This is a genomic window from Lutibacter sp., assembly GCF_041596795.1.
In the GTDB taxonomy this organism is placed as follows: Bacteria; Bacteroidota; Bacteroidia; order Flavobacteriales; family Flavobacteriaceae; genus Lutibacter.
The window spans coordinates 1-17,675 of sequence record NZ_JBFHHX010000067.1; the positions used below are offsets into that span (position 1 = coordinate 1).

Genomic DNA, 17,675 nt, shown 5'->3' on the forward strand with positions numbered 1-17,675 from the left:
CATACTTCTTGTGATGAAATTACAGCTATTTTAACCAATGCTATTCTTGATGATGATGCGTATACTAGACAAACTAGAACTTGGAATTTTGAGAATAGTTGCTGGGATGATAAAGAACTAACAAATGCTCCTTTTAAAAGTGGAGATAAAATGATTGCTTTAGTAAACGGATTGGGAGGTACTCCATTATCTGAACTTTATGGGGTTTATAGAAAAATGCATCAAATTTGTGAAAGTAAAAATATAGAAATCTCTCGTAAAATTATAGGCTCATATATTACTGCTTTAGATATGCAAGGTTGTTCAATAACTTTGGTAAAAGTAGATGATGAGATTTTAAAACTTTGGGACGCTCCAGTAAAAACACCTGGACTTAGATGGGGTTTGTAATAATAAATAAAACATTATAATTATGGATAAATTACAGCACAAGCATATTATAAAATGGTTTGAATTGGCATCAATTGCTTTAAATGAGAATAAAGAATATTTAACAAAATTAGATTCTGAAATTGGTGATGCAGATCACGGTTTTAATATGGAACGAGGGTTTAATAAAGTTCATAATAAAATAGAAGAATTTTCTTTAAATACGGATTTAGGTGCCATTTTTAAAAATATGGGAATGACACTTATATCTAGTATTGGAGGAGCTTCCGGGCCTTTATATGGCACTTTCTTTCTTCAAATTGGTATGTCAACGGTTTCAAAAACAGAACTTACTTTTAAAGAGTTTGTAGATGCTGTTGAAAAAGGTGTAGATGGCGTTAAACAAAGAGGACGAGCAACAGTAGGTGATAAAACAATGATAGATGTTTTAGATCCAGTTGTAGAGTTATTAAAAGCAGCGGTAGCAGAAAATAAAACTTTTGAAAAAGTATTTCCAGAAATGGTAGAAACTGCTGAAAAAGGAATGAAATCTACAATTCCATTAATTGCAAAAAAAGGAAGAGCAAGTTATTTGGGAGAGCGTAGTGTTGGACATCAAGATGCCGGAGCTACATCAAGTTATCTTATATTAAAAAGCTTAAAAGAAGCTATAGAGTAATACATTAATTGTAAATAGAAAAGTAAATAATGGTAGGCATAGTAATTGTTTCTCATAGTAAAATGCTGGCAGAAGGTGTAAAAGAACTGGCAGATCAAATGTCGCAAAATAAAGTAGCTATTTTAACTGCAGGTGGTTTAGATGATGAATTTAGTCCAATAGGAACTGACCCTTTTAAAATAAAAGATGCTGTTGAAAAATTAACAGAGTGCGATGGAATATTGGTTCTAATGGATATTGGAAGTGCCGTAATGAATGCGGAATTAGCGCTAGATTTAATTGATGAAGATTTAAAGAACAAAATTTTGTTATGTGAAGCTCCTTTGGTTGAAGGTGCTATTGCTGCAGCCGCACAGGCAATGACAGGAGCAGATATTAAAGCCATTGCTAATGAAGCCAGAAATGGACTTATTGGAAAACAAAGCCTATTAACACCCATTAATTACAATACACAAAAAGTTGATATGGAGCAGGATGATTTTGATAAAGAAATTAGAATCACTGTTCCAAATCAATTAGGATTGCACGCAAGACCATCGGTTAAACTTGTTGAATTAGTCAATAAGTTTAATTTAACAGCTGTAGTTAGTACAAATAATAAACCTTTTGTTGATGCAAGTAGTATTAGTCAAATAAGTACGTTAGGTGCTAAAAAAGACGATATTTTAATATTTAAAGTAAAAGGAAATCAGGTAAATGATTTAGAAATTGCGTTAAATACTTTTGTAAAAGAAAATTTTGGAGATCCAATAATTGCCAATACCACCAAAATTAAAAATGAGCCTATTAATAAAATTATTCCGAGCGATGAATTATGTGGTCTTGGCGTATCAAAAGGAATAGCAATTGGTAAGGCTAAATTGTTAAAAAACGTTCTAGTTGAGGTTAAAAAGGAAACAGTTGATGATACTTTGTTGGAAATTTCTAAACTAAAAAATTCTATAGCCATTGTTTTAAATAACTATAAGGAAATTCAACAAAAAACATTGAAGCTTTACGGTAAAGACGATGCGGAAATTTTCGACTTCCATATTTTCATGTTAAACGATGTGAAAATAATTCAACAAGCAGAACAAATTATTAATAATGAGTCTGTTTCAGCCGCTTACGCTTGGTATACAGTGTATACTAGTTTAGAGAAAAAGTATTTAAATATGGATGATGCCTATTTAAAAGAGCGTGCATCTGATGTGGTTGAACTAAGAACTAAAGTAATTAATGAAATTCAAAACAACTTAAATAATGATATAATTCTTACAGAACCTGCAATTTTAATTGTTGATGAAATTGGTCCTGCACAAACATTAAGTTTAGACACAGATAAGGTTTTAGGAATAATTTCTATGCATGGTGGTGAGACTTCACATGCTACAATTTTAGCAAGATCATTAGGTATTCCTGCAATTACATCCGTTGGAAAAGCAATTAACGCCATAAAAGAAAATGAAGTGTTAGCTATGAATGGAAGCACAGGAAGTATTGTACTTGAAAGTGAATATCCTGAAGAAATAAAATCACTTATTTTAGAAAAAGAAAAAGAGGATAAACTTTTAAAGGAGCGTTTTGCAAAAGCTAAACTACCAGCGGTTAGTGTTGATGGAGTTGAATTTAAAATTTTGGCGAATGTAAGTAGTCCAAAAGAAGCAAAATTGGCTTTTGATAATGGTGCAGAAGGTATAGGATTGTATAGAACGGAGTTTTTGTTTATGAACAGAGATAGTGCTCCTACAGAAGAAGAACAATATACAATTTATAAGCAGTTATGTGAAAATATGGAAGGATTGCCAATAACTATTAGAACTTTAGATATTGGTGGAGATAAACAAATTCCATATTTAGGTATAAGTAAAGAAAATAATCCTTTTTTAGGGTTAAGAGGTATTCGTTATTGTTTGCAAAACATAGCCTTATTTAAAACACAATTAAGAGCTTTGTGTAGAATTTCAGCCGACTACCAAATTAAAATAATGTATCCAATGGTTGGTGTTGTTGAAGAAGTTTTAAGTGCCAATAAAATATTAAGGGAAGTGCAAAATGAATTAAAAAATGAGCAAATTCCTTATAATAAAAATATGCAAATTGGTATTATGATAGAAGTGCCATCTGTATTATTTCTTATTCCGCAATTAGCAAAAGAAATAGATTTTTTAAGTATTGGAACAAACGATTTAACACAATATCTTTTAGCTTTAGATAGAGAAAACACAAATGTGTCTAAATATTTTAGCGCGTTACATCCTTCGGTTTTAACAGCAGTGCAACACATTATTAAATTGGCAAATGAAAATAATTTAGATGTTAGTTTATGTGGTGAGTTGGCAAGAAATCAAAAAGCAACCAAATTATTATCCGGAATAGGATTAAGGAACTTTAGTATGTCTAGTCCTGCAATTCCAAGTATAAAAGAAATTGTAAGAAATTTAAATGTTGAAGAGAGCGTTATCTCTACAACAATAAGTAATTCTTACAGGTTACTTAATGATGTAATTAATGCTTTTAAAGAGTAAGCTTAAAATAATTTAAAATTTATATCAAAAACAAAAGCTCGTTTTAAGTACTAAAATGAGCTTTTTTGAATAAAATGCTATTAAAATTAATCCTTGTTTTTAGGTTTTAATGTTAAAAAACTTCAATATTAACTAAATTATTAAAATTCTCTTCAAAAATTCTATCGCAAACAGTTCTGTTTTTTAGTTTAAAGTTGAAAAACACTTCAAAAAAATAAATTATTGGGGTTTTAAATCGTAAAAACCTTATGTAATTATCAATTTTTTATTAAAAACAATATTTGAGCTAAATAGAACATTTATTAACAAAAAAATTGAATATATTTGAATATCAACAATTAGATTAGTGTAATGATTAGTGAAGAGTTAAACTTATATTTTAGTAAGGCTGACGACTATAAAGTGTTAGAAACCGATCAGCAATGTATTATGCACTATTCTATAAAAGAAAGCAGTAATAAAGACAAGCTTTTTATTAAAGATCACATGTTAATGTTTGTTTTAAAAGGTAACCAAGGTTTATTAACGCCAAATTACTTTTATAAATTGGAGGCAGGTGAAGCAATTTTTGTAAAAAAGGGTTCTATAATTGTATGTGAAAAATTAAAAGAAGGAGATACATTGGAATGTATTTTAGTTTTTTTAACAGATGAGTTTTTATCAAAATTTATTACGCACTATAGACAGTTAATTTCGCCTTCAGAATTGTTAGATATTAACGCGTTAGGTGCCTACCAGTTTTATCTTGATGAATGGATGAATTCTTATGTTACTTCAGTATCATCATACTTTCAATTATCTCCGGCTCCTGTTTCTGAATTATTAAAACATAAATTTGAAGAGTTATTAATTTTACTTGTAACAGGTCAAGAGCGAAGTTACTTTATGAGTTTTTTAGAAGAATGCTTGGTTAAAGAAAATTCTAACATACAAGTTGTGGTAAATGCCAATGTGTATAGAAGTTTAAATGTAGATCATTTAGCGTACCTCTCTAATTTAAGTTTATCTCAATTTAAAAGAGAATTTAAAAAGAGATATAAAGATTCTCCTGCCAATTGGCTAAGAAAAAAACGTTTGGAACGTTCTTCTAAATTGTTGCTAACAACAAACAAGAATATTAATGAAATTTGTTATGAATCCGGTTTTAACAATACATCTCATTTTTGCCAACTATTTCAAAGACAGTATCAAATTTCTCCACTAAAATACCGTCAAAAAATGACAGCTTAATACTGCTCAATATTGTTAAAACTTGACTATTAATTTTTAGAATTGTAGTGACTGCATATAAAAATAATTTCAGAAATATTTTTGAGATTATCTTAAACTCCAATTAATATAACTGCTAGATTTTTCCAATTTGTTTTCTAGAGAATCTGGCAATGCTGGAAAAAAATCAATGCCAGTTAATTCTTCAATTTTATCAATACTAGTTACAAATTGATACAATCCTTTTTCAGATTCTTGATGTGGTATTAAAAAAGCAATGGCTTTAATTTCCGGCTCACTATAATCTAATATAATTTTATAAAAATAGTTAGGCACTGCTACTTTTTCGGTTCCAATAGTTTTTAAATCATTAGTTAAAACACCTCCAGTAACAATATATAAATGATCGTATTTTTGAGCCCAATAGCGAACTTTTTGCTCTAATCTATTCCAAATTCCACCATTAAAATCATATAATTGAGGAGAAATATTAGAGGTTAGAAAGGTTTCGTTAAAAGCTTCTTTAGAAAATTTTCTGTCGCCAGCAGGGCATAAATGACCTTTATTATAACCAGAATTTTTGAAGTTTTTATAATGTGCACTTTTGGTGGTTACTTTTGAGTCTAATTCAAAATAAGGTCTTTTAAAATTAGAATTTGAAAGTTGATTTTTATCTAATTCATAGGCAACCCATTCAGCTTGTTCATATTTTTCATTGTATGATAGTGAATAATAGTTATGATGAATAAGTTGATTTGTTGTAGATGTTGGTAAATAATCAAAATCTGAAATAGAGGTATTTTTAGAGCTTTCAGCATTATTTGTTGTAATTGATTTTACTGAATAGTTATCGTATAAATAAAAACCAATTGCAAAAACTAATGTGATAATTGTATAAATTATTTTTCTATTTTTCACTTTTTAGAGGTATTTCAGTATAATTTCCAGATTTTGGTAAATCTTCAAATATGGTAACAAATTGTTGTGGAGGTGAAGTTAATTTACGCTTTAATAAATCTATCCAAGCGCCGTAAACTTTAATTTCGGCTGAAAGTATTCCGTCTTTATTAAAAATTTGATGGTTAAAACGCCAGCGTTCAATACCTTTTGACACGCCTTCTAATTCCATTTTTACTGTAATATTTTCGCCTATATGAATTTCTTTAAAAAACGAAGTTTCTTCTTTAAATAAAATTGGTCCAATATTTAATTTAGCAAATTCGTTAATAGATAATCCATGTTCTTGAAAAAAACGCACTCTAACTTCAGCAGCATAATCGTTATAAGCAGTGTGACGCATATGTCTGTTTGGGTCAAAATCTGACCATTTTGTATTGAAAGTAACTTCGAAATTCATATGTTATTTTTTGAAAGCAACAAATATACTTCAATAAAAAAGAGTTGAAAAGTATCAACTTATTTAATTTATTAAAAGGTTTGTTTTTTTAAGAGTGTTTTAGGTTTTAACCTTTTACATCCAAAGCATCACGTAAAGCATTTCCAATAAGCATAAATGCCATTACTAAACTCATAATTGCTAAGCCAGGAATAATTGCTAAATAGGCTTTGCCTAAAATTATATAAGAATAATGATCTTTAATCATTGCTCCCCATGATGGAGTAGGAGGTTGTGCTCCAATTCCTAAAAAGCTTAAACCACTTTCTATTAATATAGCTCCAGCAAAATTAGCTGCTGAAATTACAATAACAGGAGCCATAATATTTGGTAAAATATGGTTGAAAATTATTCTGAAATTTGAAAAACCCAAGGCTTTTGCCGCTTCAACATATTGCATTTCTTTAGTGCTCATTACTTGTCCGCGAACAACTCTGGCAACTTCAACCCACATAGTTAATCCTACAGCAATAAAAACTTGCCAATAGCCCTTTCCTAAAGCCAATGTAATTGCAATAACCAATAATAATGTAGGAATAGACCACGTAATATTTATTAACCACATTATTAAAGCATCTATTTTACCTCCAAAATACCCGGCAATTGCACCAATTGAAATACCAATAACCAATGAAATAAAAACAGCAATAAAACCAATAAAAAATGAAATTCGGGTGCCAACTAGCATTCTGCTTAACAAATCTCGCCCGTATTTATCGGTTCCTAAATAGAATTTTTTTATTTTAATATAGTTAGAAATATCATTGTTTTTAAAGAGTTCTAACGGATACGATTTTGTTAAACTTTCTGCATTATTTTCTACATAAGTTTGTATGGTAAGTGTTTTGTTTGAAGTAGAGTAGTTAGAGATTGGAATTTCGGTTTGTTGATTTCTACTACCAAAAAAAAGTTTATTGAAGTAGGATTGAGAAAGTTCGTTTTCTGAAGGAATTGTAAGCATTAAAACTTCAAAACCAGGTTTTTTAGAATGAATTTCCAAATGCATTTGATTGGCATTACTGCTATTGTCAGGTGCTAATAGATAGGCAAATATGGCAATAAATCCACAAACTACTACAAACCAAAAACTAAACACTCCAGTTAAGTTTTTTTTAAACTTCTGGAGTGCTAGTGTTGTTAATGAATTATGATTAGATTTCAATGTAATAACGCTATCTGTAGAGATTAATTTTTAACTAAATGGTATTCAGGTTTTAATTTTAATTCGCTTAAAACGTTCACGGCTTCTTCCACATAAATGTCTTTTTGCAAGTTTTTATGCCAAGCCATTCTTTTATCAGCCAAATCTGAATCCGATTTTATTAAATTTTGCTCGTATAAAGGAGATGTATACGTTAAATTAGTTGTAAAATCTTTTAAATCTTTAAACTGTAAAGATTGTGTTTTGTTGTTTTCTAAATCTGCTTTATAATCTTCTAAATTTAAATGTATTAACGTATCATCTTGGGTAGATTTTAACCACTTTGCGTTACTGTCAATCAATTTAAAATAATGGTTAGTAGCAATTCTCTTTTTGCTGTTATTTATTACTTCATTAAAATTAGCATAATTATTCCAAAGGTTATATGTTGCAGGTTTTACTTTGTCAAACTTTAAGGCATTTGGTAAATCACGTTCACCAATTTCTAAATAACTATATCTGCTTGGCAACATAATATCAGAGTGTACACCTTCTAACTGAGTAGAGCCACCATTTATTCTGTAAAACTTTTGAATGGTCATTTTTAAAGCGCCAATGTCTTCTTTTAAATTGTGGTATCTGTTAATATCTAATACACTTTGCACGGTTCCTTTTCCGTATGTTTGTTTCCCTCCAATAATTACTGCACGTTTATAATCTTGCATTGCCGCAGCAAAAATTTCTGAAGCTGATGCTGAAAGTTCGTTTACTAAAATTACTAATGGACCATCCCATTGAATTTTAGAGTCTTCATCTTTTCTAACATCTGCATCGCGGTCTCTGTATTTTACCTGAACAACAGGTCCTTTATTTATAAATAAACCAGAAATTTCTATAGCGGTTTCTAAAGATCCACCACCATTATTTCTTAAATCTATTACCAAACCTTCAACATTTTCTTTTTTCAATCGCTCAATTTCTTGTGCCATATCTGTTGCTGAATTTCTATAGCTTTCCTCACCAAAATCAATATAAAATTTAGGAAGGTTTATTATACCAAAGGTTTTTCCATCTTTATGTACAACGGTAGATTTTACAAATGTTTCTTCTAATTCAACAACATCTCTAATAATTGAAATTATTTTTATAGTTCCATCAATTTTCTTTACTGTTAGTCTAACCTCGGTACCTTTTTCACCTTTAATATATTCAATTGCATCATCTAATCTCATACCAACAATATCTATAGGTTCTTTGTTTCCTTGGGCAACTTTAACAATTAAATCACCAACTTCAAGTTCGCCTTGTTTCCAAGCTGGACCACCAGAAATTAATTCGCTTACACTTGTATAATCGTTTTTCTTTTGTAAACGTGCTCCAATTCCTTCTAATTTACCAGCCATAGAAATATCAAATCTCTTTTTTACTGTTGGATCAAAATAAGAAGTATGTGGGTCAAACTCTTCTGCAATACAGTTAATAAAGGTAGAAAACCAGTCAGAATAAGTTAATTCATCAATTCTTTCATATAAATCATTCATACTTTCTAAAGTAGCTTCTCGGGCTTCTTCTTCAAGTTCGTCTATAGTTTTTGGTTGGTAAGTTTCGTCTTCTTTTTGTTTGCTCTCTTCATCATTTAATTTATCATATAATCTAGAAAGAGTACTAAATTTTAGTTGTTTGTACCAAGTATTAATTAGTTCTTCTTTACTAGCGGCATACGGTAATTTATCTACATCTGCATCTAAAGTTTCTTTAGTATTAAAATCGAATTTGTTTGATAATACTTCTTTATAATAATCTTTAGATTCTTCTGTTCTTTCAATCAATCTTTCATACACTAAATAAAAGAACGATAAGTCTTCATTGTTTATTTGGTCATCAATTTGAAGTTTATAGGCTGCAAATTCATCAATGTCCGATTGTAAAAAATATCTTTTAGAAGGGTCTATATTTTCAATAAATGAATTAAATACATTTTCAGAAAAAGTGTCATCTATTTGTTTAGGCTCATAGTGTCCCTGCGTTAAAACATATTTTAATATAGTAAGTAATACTTTGTCTTTTGGTTCAGTATCTGTATATGCATTTGTTTGATAGCTAGTAAATAAGCTAACAAAAAATAGTAGCGGCAATAAAATTTTTAAATTTCTAATCATCATCTGTCGTGTCAGTAGTTATTAATATGTAATATTACACTAAAATAGTGCCATTATAATAATAAAGATAGTAATTTAACTTTTTTTTATAAATTCTTTTTTGGTAAATTTTTGTTTTATATAGCTTTTTTAAAGAAATGGAAGGTTTGTTGCATGATTTTTACGAGTATACACTTTTTAAATTGTTAAAGTTAAATTTAATGAAACCGAATAAAATATAGTAGCTTTGTTTTTTAATTTGATAAAAAATGAATAAAAAACCTTTAATTTTAGTTACCAATGATGATGGTATAACCGCTCCAGGAATTAGAACTTTAATAGCTGTAATGCTGGAAATTGGCGATGTAGTTGTGGTTGCACCAGATAGTCCGCAAAGTGGAATGGGACATGCAGTTACTATTAATGAAACCTTATATTGTAACGAAATTACTGTTGATAATGGCCCGCAAAGAGAATTTAAATCTTCTGGTACTCCGGCGGATTGTGTAAAATTGGCTGTGAGTGAAATTTTAGATAGAAAGCCAGATTTATGCGTTTCAGGAATTAACCATGGCTCAAATTCATCTATTAATGTAATTTATTCGGGAACTATGAGTGCTGCTGTTGAAGCTGGCGTTGAAGGAATTCCGGCTATTGGATTTTCGTTATTAGATTATTCTTGGAATGCCGATTTTGAACCTTTAAAAGAACATATTAAAAAGATAGCTTTAAATGTTTTAGAGCAAGGTTTGCCAGATGGTGTAGTGCTAAATGTAAATTTTCCAAAAAGTAAAGAGTTTAAAGGAATTAAAGTGTGCAGGCAAGCGCGTGCAAATTGGGTGGAAGAGTTTGATAAACGTACCAATCCGCAAGGAAGAATTTATTACTGGCTTACCGGAAAATTTGTGAATATGGATAAAGGCGAAGATACTGATGAATGGGCGTTGGCAAACAACTACATTTCTGTTGTGCCTGTTCAGTTTGATTTAACTGCGCACCATTTTATACATAAGTTAAACAACTGGAATCTTTAAATTGTGAAAAAAGAAATAGCAATTGGGTTTTTAACAGGTTTATTAGCAACTTCTGTTGGATGTTTTATTTTTATTGAATTTTTTTCAGGATTCCAATTTTATAAAAGTTTAGCACTTATACAAGAAGGTAATTTAGAAGGAAGAGTTTTAGTTTTAGGGGCAATAGCCAATTTTTTTGTGTTTTTTGTTTTTCTAAAAAAGAAACAAGATTATAGAGCTAGAGGTGTATTAATGGAAACTTTTTTTGTTGCATTTATAGTACTATTGTTAACCTTGTTCAATAACTAAAAATATATGAAATACTATATAATTTCAGGAGAAGCTTCTGGCGATTTACATGGCTCAAATTTAATGAAAGCTTTGTTGGAAAAGGATTCCAATGCCGAAATTAGATTTTGGGGCGGCGATTTAATGCAGCAAGTTGGTGGAACTTTGGTAAAACATTATCGCGATTTAGCTTTTATGGGTTTTGCCGAGGTTGTAATGAACTTAAGAACCATTTATAAAAATATAAAGTTTTGTAAAAACGATATTTTACAGTTTAAACCAGATGCTTTAATTTTAATTGATTACCCAGGTTTTAACATGCGAATTGCTGAATTTGCTAAAAAACAAGGCATAAAAGTGCATTATTATATTTCGCCTCAAATTTGGGCGTGGAAAGAAAATAGGATTTCTAAAATAAAGCGAGATGTTGATGAAATGTATGTTATTTTGCCTTTTGAAAAAGGTTTTTACGAGGATAAGCATCATTTTCCTGTTCATTTTGTAGGCCATCCACTAATTGATGCTATTGCAAATAGAAATCAAGTAGATGAAACGTTATTTAGAGAAAAATACCAATTAACAGCTAAACCAATAATTGCCTTATTGCCTGGAAGCAGAAAACAAGAAATTACCAAATTGCTTTCTGTAATGCTTAAAATGGCTGATAAATTTACAGATTATGAATTTGTTATTGCAGGAGCTCCAAGTCAAGATTTCGAATTTTACAAGCCATTTATTAAAAAAGATAATGTGCAATTTATAAGTAATAAAACATACGATTTATTATCTATTTCTTATGCTGCCATTGTAACTTCAGGAACAGCTACTTTAGAAACAGCATTGTTTAAAGTACCAGAAATTGTTTGTTATAAAACTAGCTGGATTTCTTACCAAATTGGAAAACGATTGGTAGATTTAAAGTTTATTTCTTTGGTAAATTTAATAATGGATAAAGAAGTTGTAAAAGAATTAATTCAGGATGATTGTAATGAGAAAAATTTGGAAATAGAACTTCATAAAATTTTAAATGAAGAAAATCGATCTAAAATGTTTTTAAATTATTTTGATTTAGAAAAGAAATTGGGAGGTAAAGGCGCTTCTAAAAAAGTAGCGGAATTAATTATAAATTAAAAAAGGCTGTTTAAAAAAGTAAGTGAAATTTAGTTTGTAAAACTATGTATATTGAATTTGGGGTAACTTAATAATTGGTGTTATTTCAATAAACGTATTATACTACTATAATTCATGTTTAAACAACCTTTTTTCAAGAAAAATTGATTGAACTAATTGTTTTATTTACATAGTGCGTCTAAAGCATCTTCAATATCACCAGGCGTACTCATAATTTTCATAAAAGTTCCCATTGTTAAATCTGGCCAATGTAAAGCTAATCTGTATTTGCCGTGTAACATTGTTGCTTTGTTTCCTTGTAAAATAATTTCATAAGGTAAAGCGGCAACATGTGCTTCGCCAATAATTGGTAAAAAGTATCCTTCTCCTTCGCTTTTATTTAATAATCCAACACCAAAAACAGCAACTTTTTCATTTGCATAAACTAATTTATATACTTCAGTAGTATTGCCTTTTTTTGCATTTAAGTTAGCCGAAATTATTTTCAAGCCTTCTTCAAAAGAGGTAAAATTATTTAATTCAACAGGATCAGAAAAATATGGCATCATTATTTTGTAATGATATTTTTTTAAATTTTCGGCTTTAACAGTTCCTCCAAAAGGTTTAAAATCGTTTCCTAAAGAAGAAAAAGTCGATTTTAAATCGGAGCTAAATTTTTGAAAAGTAGTTTTATAGGTGTTGTAACTGTCTCCTAAATAGGCTCTTAAAATATAATCTGGATTTGTATATGATAGGGTTACTTTTCCGTTTTTTTGTTCTAAACCAACTTTAAAAACAGCAGCTAGTGCACCTCTATCTTTAACTTTTACAACAGTGTTTTTTAAATCTGTTCTTGTAAAAGCAATCACTTTTAAAGTACTTTTATTAGATGGATTATAATCACCCAATACTATAAAAGAATTACTCTCTAAAATATTTTTTACTTTCTCGGTTATTTGTTGAACTGATTCTGATGATTCACCAATTTTAATGTAAGGCGCAATATCTTGTGCAACAGAACCAAGGCTAAACATTAAAACTAGTAGGCTGCTAAAAATTAATTTTTTCATATTTATATATTTATAATAGTAACTAAAATTACCGCATATTAAATAGGTGAATGCTGATATTAATCATTCTGTAACAGTTGTTACCTAAATAAATACTGAAAATGAGTTGCTTATATGTTGGTGTTATTTTTTTTTGTAATTTTATTGTGCTATGATAAAATTTTTAAGATTTGTTCCAGTACAGTTGACTTTTTTTTTAATTACTGGAATTTTAATAGGTAATTATTTTGAGATAAACACACAAGAAATAGTAGTCTTAAACTGCGCTGTTATTTTGTTGTTGCTATTCAGCTATTTTTTTGCAAATAAAAATTTAAAATATTTTAATCTTTTTTTTAAAGGTTTTGTTTTTTTAGCTACTGTTTTAATTGGAGTCGCTACCATTAGTTTTCAGAATAATTTAAATAATAATAGGCATTATTCAAATACACTACAGTTTAAAACCGATAGTCTTTCTCAAACGGTTTTAAAAATTAGAAAAGTGTTAAAATCTAATGTAAATTATGCTAAATATGAGGCTGTTGTTTTAGAAATTAATAATGAAAAAGTTATTGGAAAAATCCTTTTAAATTGTAAAAAAGATAGTTTAAATAATACGTTAAAGGTTGATGATGAACTATTGGTAAAATCTGAGTTTAGAGAAATTCCAAAACTTTTAAATCCCTATGGTTTTAATTATAAAAAGTACTTGGTTAATCAACAAATTCATCATCAAATATATGTTAGTAGTTCTTCTTTTTTAAAGCTGCCAACAGAATCTAAAACTATATATGGAATTGCGGCAACTATTAGAAATTCTATAAATGCGTCACTTATAAAAAACGGTTTTAAAAATAATGAGTTGGCTTTAATTAATGCATTGTTATTAGGGCAGCGACAAACTGTTTCTGATGATTTATTAGATGATTATAAAGATGCTGGAGCAGTTCATATTTTGGCGGTATCTGGCTTACATATTGGTGTAATTTTATTGCTGTTACTGTTTTTGTTTAAGAGCTTACATCAATTTAAAAATGGTAAATTAATAGCTACTTCGTTAATAGTTAGTTTGTTGTGGTTTTATGCCGTAATAGCTGGTTTATCACCATCAGTAGTTAGGGCAGTTGCAATGTTTACTGCCTTGTCTGTTGGCTTACATTTAAATAAACCATCTAATATTTATAATAATTTGGTTATTTCAATGTTTTTTCTGTTGCTTTTTCATCCATTTTATTTGTTCGAAATTGGATTTCAACTAAGTTATTTGGCAGTATTTTCAATTGTATGGATACAACCGAAACTTGAGAATTTATTGATATCTGAAATTTGGTTTTTTAAAAAAGCTTGGCAATTGTTTACGGTTTCAATTGCTGCTCAGTTAGGAATTTTACCACTGAGTTTATTCTATTTTCATCAATTTCCTGGTTTGTTTTTTGTTGCTAATATGCTTATTATCCCTTTTTTAGGATTTATTTTAATTTCAGGAATTGTAATTATAATACTATCGCTTTTTAAAATATTACCACAGTTTTTGGCAGACTTTTATACAATTATATTAAAAGGAATGAACGGAATTATTACGTGGGTTTCTACTATGGATTATTTTATTATTAGAAATATTACACTTTCTTTTATGATGATGATTAGTATTTATTTATGTCTGCTTTTTGTTTTAAAGTGGCTAGAAAAACGGTATTATTATAGGTTAGTTCTAACTTTTATTGCGGTGATATTTCTTCAATTTACATTAATTTTAGAAAAATATCATCGTCAAAAATCAAACGAGTTTATTGTTTTTAATAATTATAAAGAAAGTATTATTGGTTTAAGAAAAGGTGATTCTATAGTGTTTAATTCATTAAAATTAAATAGCGCTACAAAATCTTATTTGGTTGGTACCGGTGTTAATAAAAATGATTCATTGGAACTAAATCATTTTTTAATTTCATTCAAAAACCTTAATATTTTAGTGGTAGATAGTTTGGGTTTGTATAACTTTAAATCAATTAAGCCAAATATTGTAGTGCTACAGCAATCTCCTAAAATAAATTTGGAGCGTTTAATTAATAAGGTAAAACCAGAGATAATTATAGCAGATGCTACTAATTATAAAAGTTATATAAATAAATGGGAAACCACGTGTATAAAAAACAAAACTCCTTTTTACAATACAATGCAAAAAGGAGCTTATATTCTTAAAGAATAAAAAATTATTCTACAAATTCATGTTTAAAGTTAGTAGCGTATTCTGTAAACGCTTCTTGAGATTGTATTGTTTTGTAATGGTCTTTAGCAAATATTTTTAAAAATATTTCTAATTGACGAGGTGTTTGATATCCAGTAATTGGAGTTAATAAATTAGCATTTTCATCTAAAAACAACATTGTTGGATAAGCTCTTACTCCAAAATAACTAGATAATTCATGTGCAGTATTTCTACCATTTGATTTTGGATTAAACCCTGGGTTTTTATAAATTTTATCTTTAAAATTTATGGTTTCATTTCCTTCGGCATTAAATTTTACAGCATAGTAGTTTTCGTTTACATATTTTGCAACATCTTTATTACCAAAAGTATTTTTATCTAACATTTTACAAGGTCCACACCAAACTGTATAGGCATCAATAAAAATCTTTTTTGGATTGGTTTTTTGAGCTTCAACAGCTTTTTCTAAAGTCATCCAGTTTATTTCTTGAGCATTGGTTGATACCCAAAATAATAAGAGTGTAACAATAAATAATTTTCTCATTTTTAATATTTTATATTTTTCTATGTAGTTTGACGCAAAAACATTGCCAAATTTACAGACTTATTTTAATTTATTTTACTCCGTGCATTAATTTCTTTAAAACTGGACTTAGTAATAGCGCAATTATACCAATTACAATAGGTACAAAGGTAAATATTAAGAAGAACGTTGAAATATCGTATTTTGCTGTAATATCATCAATCATTGCACCCATTTTTCCTGATGTTTTATTACCAATAGCCAAAGCCAAATACCAAACACCAAACATAAAAGCTATCATACGTGGTGGAACCAATTTACTTACATACGATAAACCAACTGGAGAAACACATAATTCTCCAAGTGTATGAAATAAATAAGCCAAAATAAGCCAAACAATGCTTACCGAAGCGGTTTTTGCTCCTTGTGGAATACCTGACGCTCCGTAGGCCAAAATACCAAATCCGATAGCTAAAAAGAATAATCCAATGGCATATTTTGCAGCAGGTTTTGGGTTGTATTTACTTTCCCACCATTTAGAAAATAAAGGTGCAAAAGCAATTATAAATAACGAGTTTAAAATTAAAAACCACGTTGCCGGAATTTGAACTTCATTATCCTTTTTTCTGATGATTGTTGCCGGAATATTATTGTTAATTAAATTGGCTTGTTCAGGTTTTAAATATTTAAAGTTAGTTCCCTTTTTATCCAAATCTAAAATAGAAATTCCATCGCCTTTTACAAATTCGTTAGAAGAAATTATAACTGTTGTATTTTCAATAATTTCAGTATTTTCTGGAACTATGGTTTCTGCAGTAATAGCTATTTCTTTGCCATCATCCGTTGCAACTTTATAGGTGTTGTAAGAAATTTCATAAGAATAAGTGTTGAAATTATTGTAGATTTTCCAAATAACAACTCCCCAAATTAATACAAAACTAAATGCTAAAATTAAGTTTGATATAAAATATTTTTTAAAGGTTTGTTTAAATAATAAATATAAAACATAGGTTATAATTCCAATTGGAACAACGGTAATAATAACATCAACTATATTAAAAATAAAAGCTGAATTACCTGATAATATACGACTTGTATAATCTTTTGCAAAAATACTCATAGATCCTCCGGCTTGTTCAAAAGAAGCCCAAAAGAAAATTATAAAGAAAGCAAAAATTACCACAGCAATCATTTTGTCGCGTGTAATTCTGCTATAACGTAGTATTCTTGTTGTAATTAAGAAAAGAAATAACACTAAGGTTATAAGTATTGTGTGACCAGAATAATCAGTGCCTCCAAAAGCTAAAAAGTTAGTTTCACCAATTTTTGACAATGGATCATTAATTACCCATGTTAATCCTAATACAGAAATAAGAACAATTAAAATTTTATCTATTGTTGTAAATGGATTTAATTTATCTTCAATTTTAGTATGATCGTCAGTTTCAATACTTTTATCTTCAGTATTTGGTTTGTTACCAACATCACCAAAAATACCTTGTGCAAAGGTGAATTGTAATAAACCCAATAACATAAAAATACCTGCCAAACCAAATCCCCAACTCCATCCTAATATTTCACCTAAATACCCACACAACATAATTCCTAAAAATGCTCCGGCATTTACACCCATATAAAAAATGGTATAAGCTCCGTCTTTTTTTTCTGGAAAATCTTTGTATAAAATAGAGATGAAAGATGTCATATTTGGTTTAAAAAAACCAGTTCCTACAACTAATAAAAGTAATCCTAAGTATAAAAAGAAAGGATTAGATTCTATAGCCATACTTGCATGACCCAAAGTCATAATAATTGCTCCAATTATAATGGCTTTTCTATTTCCCAAATATTTATCGGCTAAAGTTCCCCCAATAATTGGTGTTAAATAGAGTAGTGCTAAATAGGTTCCATATAAAGCCAACGCATTTTCACGCGGCCAATCCCAGCCGCCTATACCTAAGGCGCTTACTAAAAATAATACCAATAAGGCACGCATTCCATAAAATGAAAAACGCTCCCACATTTCGGTAAAAAATAATACAAATAG

15 protein-coding genes are annotated in these 17,675 nt (G+C 29.0%); 8 read left to right on the forward strand and 7 right to left on the reverse strand.

Going from position 1 to position 17,675, the window contains the following annotated elements; genetic code table 11:
* The 4 genes from ABY298_RS09260 to ABY298_RS09275 all read left to right on the forward strand — a co-directional run.
* Positions 1 to 390 (forward strand): dihydroxyacetone kinase subunit DhaK (locus tag ABY298_RS09260; RefSeq protein ID WP_372745765.1); only part of this gene is annotated, 390 nt, incomplete at its 5' end.
* A gap of 22 nt (positions 391 to 412) precedes the next feature.
* Entirely contained in the window at positions 413 to 1,048 is a 636-nt protein-coding gene (gene dhaL / locus ABY298_RS09265; protein WP_372745766.1) for a dihydroxyacetone kinase subunit DhaL, read from the forward strand.
* Between the two features lie 29 nt (positions 1,049 to 1,077).
* Positions 1,078 to 3,555 carry a phosphoenolpyruvate--protein phosphotransferase gene (gene ptsP / locus ABY298_RS09270; protein ID WP_372745767.1) on the forward strand — a complete coding sequence of 826 codons (2,478 nt, stop codon included), beginning with the start codon at positions 1,078 to 1,080 and terminating at the stop codon, positions 3,553 to 3,555.
* A gap of 351 nt (positions 3,556 to 3,906) precedes the next feature.
* Positions 3,907 to 4,785, forward strand: a complete 879-nt coding sequence (locus ABY298_RS09275) for a helix-turn-helix domain-containing protein (protein WP_372745768.1) — start codon at positions 3,907 to 3,909, stop codon at positions 4,783 to 4,785.
* Between the two features lie 87 nt (positions 4,786 to 4,872).
* Here the strand turns inward: ABY298_RS09275 and ABY298_RS09280 are convergent, their stop codons facing one another.
* The 4 genes from ABY298_RS09280 to ABY298_RS09295 form a co-directional block, all read right to left on the reverse strand.
* A complete protein-coding gene (locus tag ABY298_RS09280) occupies positions 4,873 to 5,682 on the reverse strand; it encodes a DNA/RNA non-specific endonuclease (RefSeq protein ID WP_372745769.1) in 810 nt (269 codons plus the stop codon).
* The gene (locus tag ABY298_RS09285; protein ID WP_372745770.1) at positions 5,672 to 6,121 is read right to left on the reverse strand and encodes an acyl-CoA thioesterase; all 450 of its coding nucleotides are present in this window, start codon (positions 6,119 to 6,121) and stop codon (positions 5,672 to 5,674) included. The genes ABY298_RS09280 and ABY298_RS09285 overlap by 11 nt, the downstream gene beginning before the upstream one ends.
* A 106-nt stretch (positions 6,122 to 6,227) precedes the next feature.
* Positions 6,228 to 7,322, reverse strand: a complete 1,095-nt coding sequence (locus ABY298_RS09290) for an ABC transporter permease (protein WP_372745771.1) — start codon at positions 7,320 to 7,322, stop codon at positions 6,228 to 6,230.
* Between the two features lie 23 nt (positions 7,323 to 7,345).
* Entirely contained in the window at positions 7,346 to 9,460 is a 2,115-nt protein-coding gene (locus ABY298_RS09295; RefSeq protein ID WP_372745772.1) for a carboxy terminal-processing peptidase, read from the reverse strand.
* A gap of 248 nt (positions 9,461 to 9,708) precedes the next feature.
* Between ABY298_RS09295 and surE the strand changes: the two genes are divergently transcribed.
* From surE to lpxB, 3 genes are read left to right on the forward strand one after another with little or no spacing between them, the layout of a single operon-like run.
* Complete coding sequence (surE, locus tag ABY298_RS09300) at positions 9,709 to 10,473, forward strand: 5'/3'-nucleotidase SurE (RefSeq protein ID WP_372745773.1); 765 nt, start codon at positions 9,709 to 9,711, stop codon at positions 10,471 to 10,473.
* Between the two features lie 3 nt (positions 10,474 to 10,476).
* On the forward strand, positions 10,477 to 10,761 hold the full coding sequence (locus tag ABY298_RS09305; protein ID WP_372745774.1) for a hypothetical protein: 285 nt from the start codon (positions 10,477 to 10,479) through the stop codon (positions 10,759 to 10,761).
* A gap of 6 nt (positions 10,762 to 10,767) precedes the next feature.
* Entirely contained in the window at positions 10,768 to 11,871 is a 1,104-nt protein-coding gene (gene lpxB, locus ABY298_RS09310; RefSeq protein ID WP_372745775.1) for a lipid-A-disaccharide synthase, read from the forward strand.
* A 161-nt stretch (positions 11,872 to 12,032) separates the two neighbouring features.
* On the opposite strand, the gene ABY298_RS09315 is transcribed toward lpxB, so the two are convergent.
* Complete coding sequence (locus ABY298_RS09315; RefSeq protein WP_372745776.1) at positions 12,033 to 12,920, reverse strand: hypothetical protein; 888 nt, start codon at positions 12,918 to 12,920, stop codon at positions 12,033 to 12,035.
* A gap of 151 nt (positions 12,921 to 13,071) precedes the next feature.
* Here ABY298_RS09315 and ABY298_RS09320 point away from each other — a divergent pair, with 151 nt between their 5' ends.
* The gene (locus ABY298_RS09320) at positions 13,072 to 15,105 is read left to right on the forward strand and encodes a ComEC/Rec2 family competence protein (RefSeq protein ID WP_372745777.1); all 2,034 of its coding nucleotides are present in this window, start codon (positions 13,072 to 13,074) and stop codon (positions 15,103 to 15,105) included.
* A gap of 4 nt (positions 15,106 to 15,109) precedes the next feature.
* Here ABY298_RS09320 and ABY298_RS09325 read toward each other — a convergent pair whose 3' ends face one another.
* Positions 15,110 to 15,649 (reverse strand): thioredoxin family protein, encoded by a 540-nt coding sequence (locus ABY298_RS09325; RefSeq protein WP_372745778.1) that lies wholly within the window; start codon positions 15,647 to 15,649, stop codon positions 15,110 to 15,112.
* 70 nt (positions 15,650 to 15,719) lie between these two features.
* A partial coding sequence (locus ABY298_RS09330; protein ID WP_372745779.1) for a peptide MFS transporter occupies positions 15,720 to 17,675 on the reverse strand: 1,956 nt, incomplete at its 5' end.

Excerpts from the sequence above, each read along its gene's own strand:
- ABY298_RS09315 (WP_372745776.1), bottom strand. The coding sequence starts at position 12,920 with ATGAAAAAATTAATTTTTAGCAGCCTACTAGTTTTAATGTTTAGCCTT.
- ABY298_RS09275 (WP_372745768.1), top strand. The coding sequence starts at position 3,907 with ATGATTAGTGAAGAGTTAAACTTATATTTTAGTAAGGCTGACGACTAT.
- lpxB (WP_372745775.1), top strand. The coding sequence starts at position 10,768 with ATGAAATACTATATAATTTCAGGAGAAGCTTCTGGCGATTTACATGGC.
- ABY298_RS09325 (WP_372745778.1), bottom strand. The coding sequence starts at position 15,649 with ATGAGAAAATTATTTATTGTTACACTCTTATTATTTTGGGTATCAACC.
- ABY298_RS09295 (WP_372745772.1), bottom strand. The coding sequence starts at position 9,460 with ATGATTAGAAATTTAAAAATTTTATTGCCGCTACTATTTTTTGTTAGC.
- ABY298_RS09320 (WP_372745777.1), top strand. The coding sequence starts at position 13,072 with ATGATAAAATTTTTAAGATTTGTTCCAGTACAGTTGACTTTTTTTTTA.
- ABY298_RS09285 (WP_372745770.1), bottom strand. The coding sequence starts at position 6,121 with ATGAATTTCGAAGTTACTTTCAATACAAAATGGTCAGATTTTGACCCA.
- dhaL (WP_372745766.1), top strand. The coding sequence starts at position 413 with ATGGATAAATTACAGCACAAGCATATTATAAAATGGTTTGAATTGGCA.
- ptsP (WP_372745767.1), top strand. The coding sequence starts at position 1,078 with ATGGTAGGCATAGTAATTGTTTCTCATAGTAAAATGCTGGCAGAAGGT.
- surE (WP_372745773.1), top strand. The coding sequence starts at position 9,709 with ATGAATAAAAAACCTTTAATTTTAGTTACCAATGATGATGGTATAACC.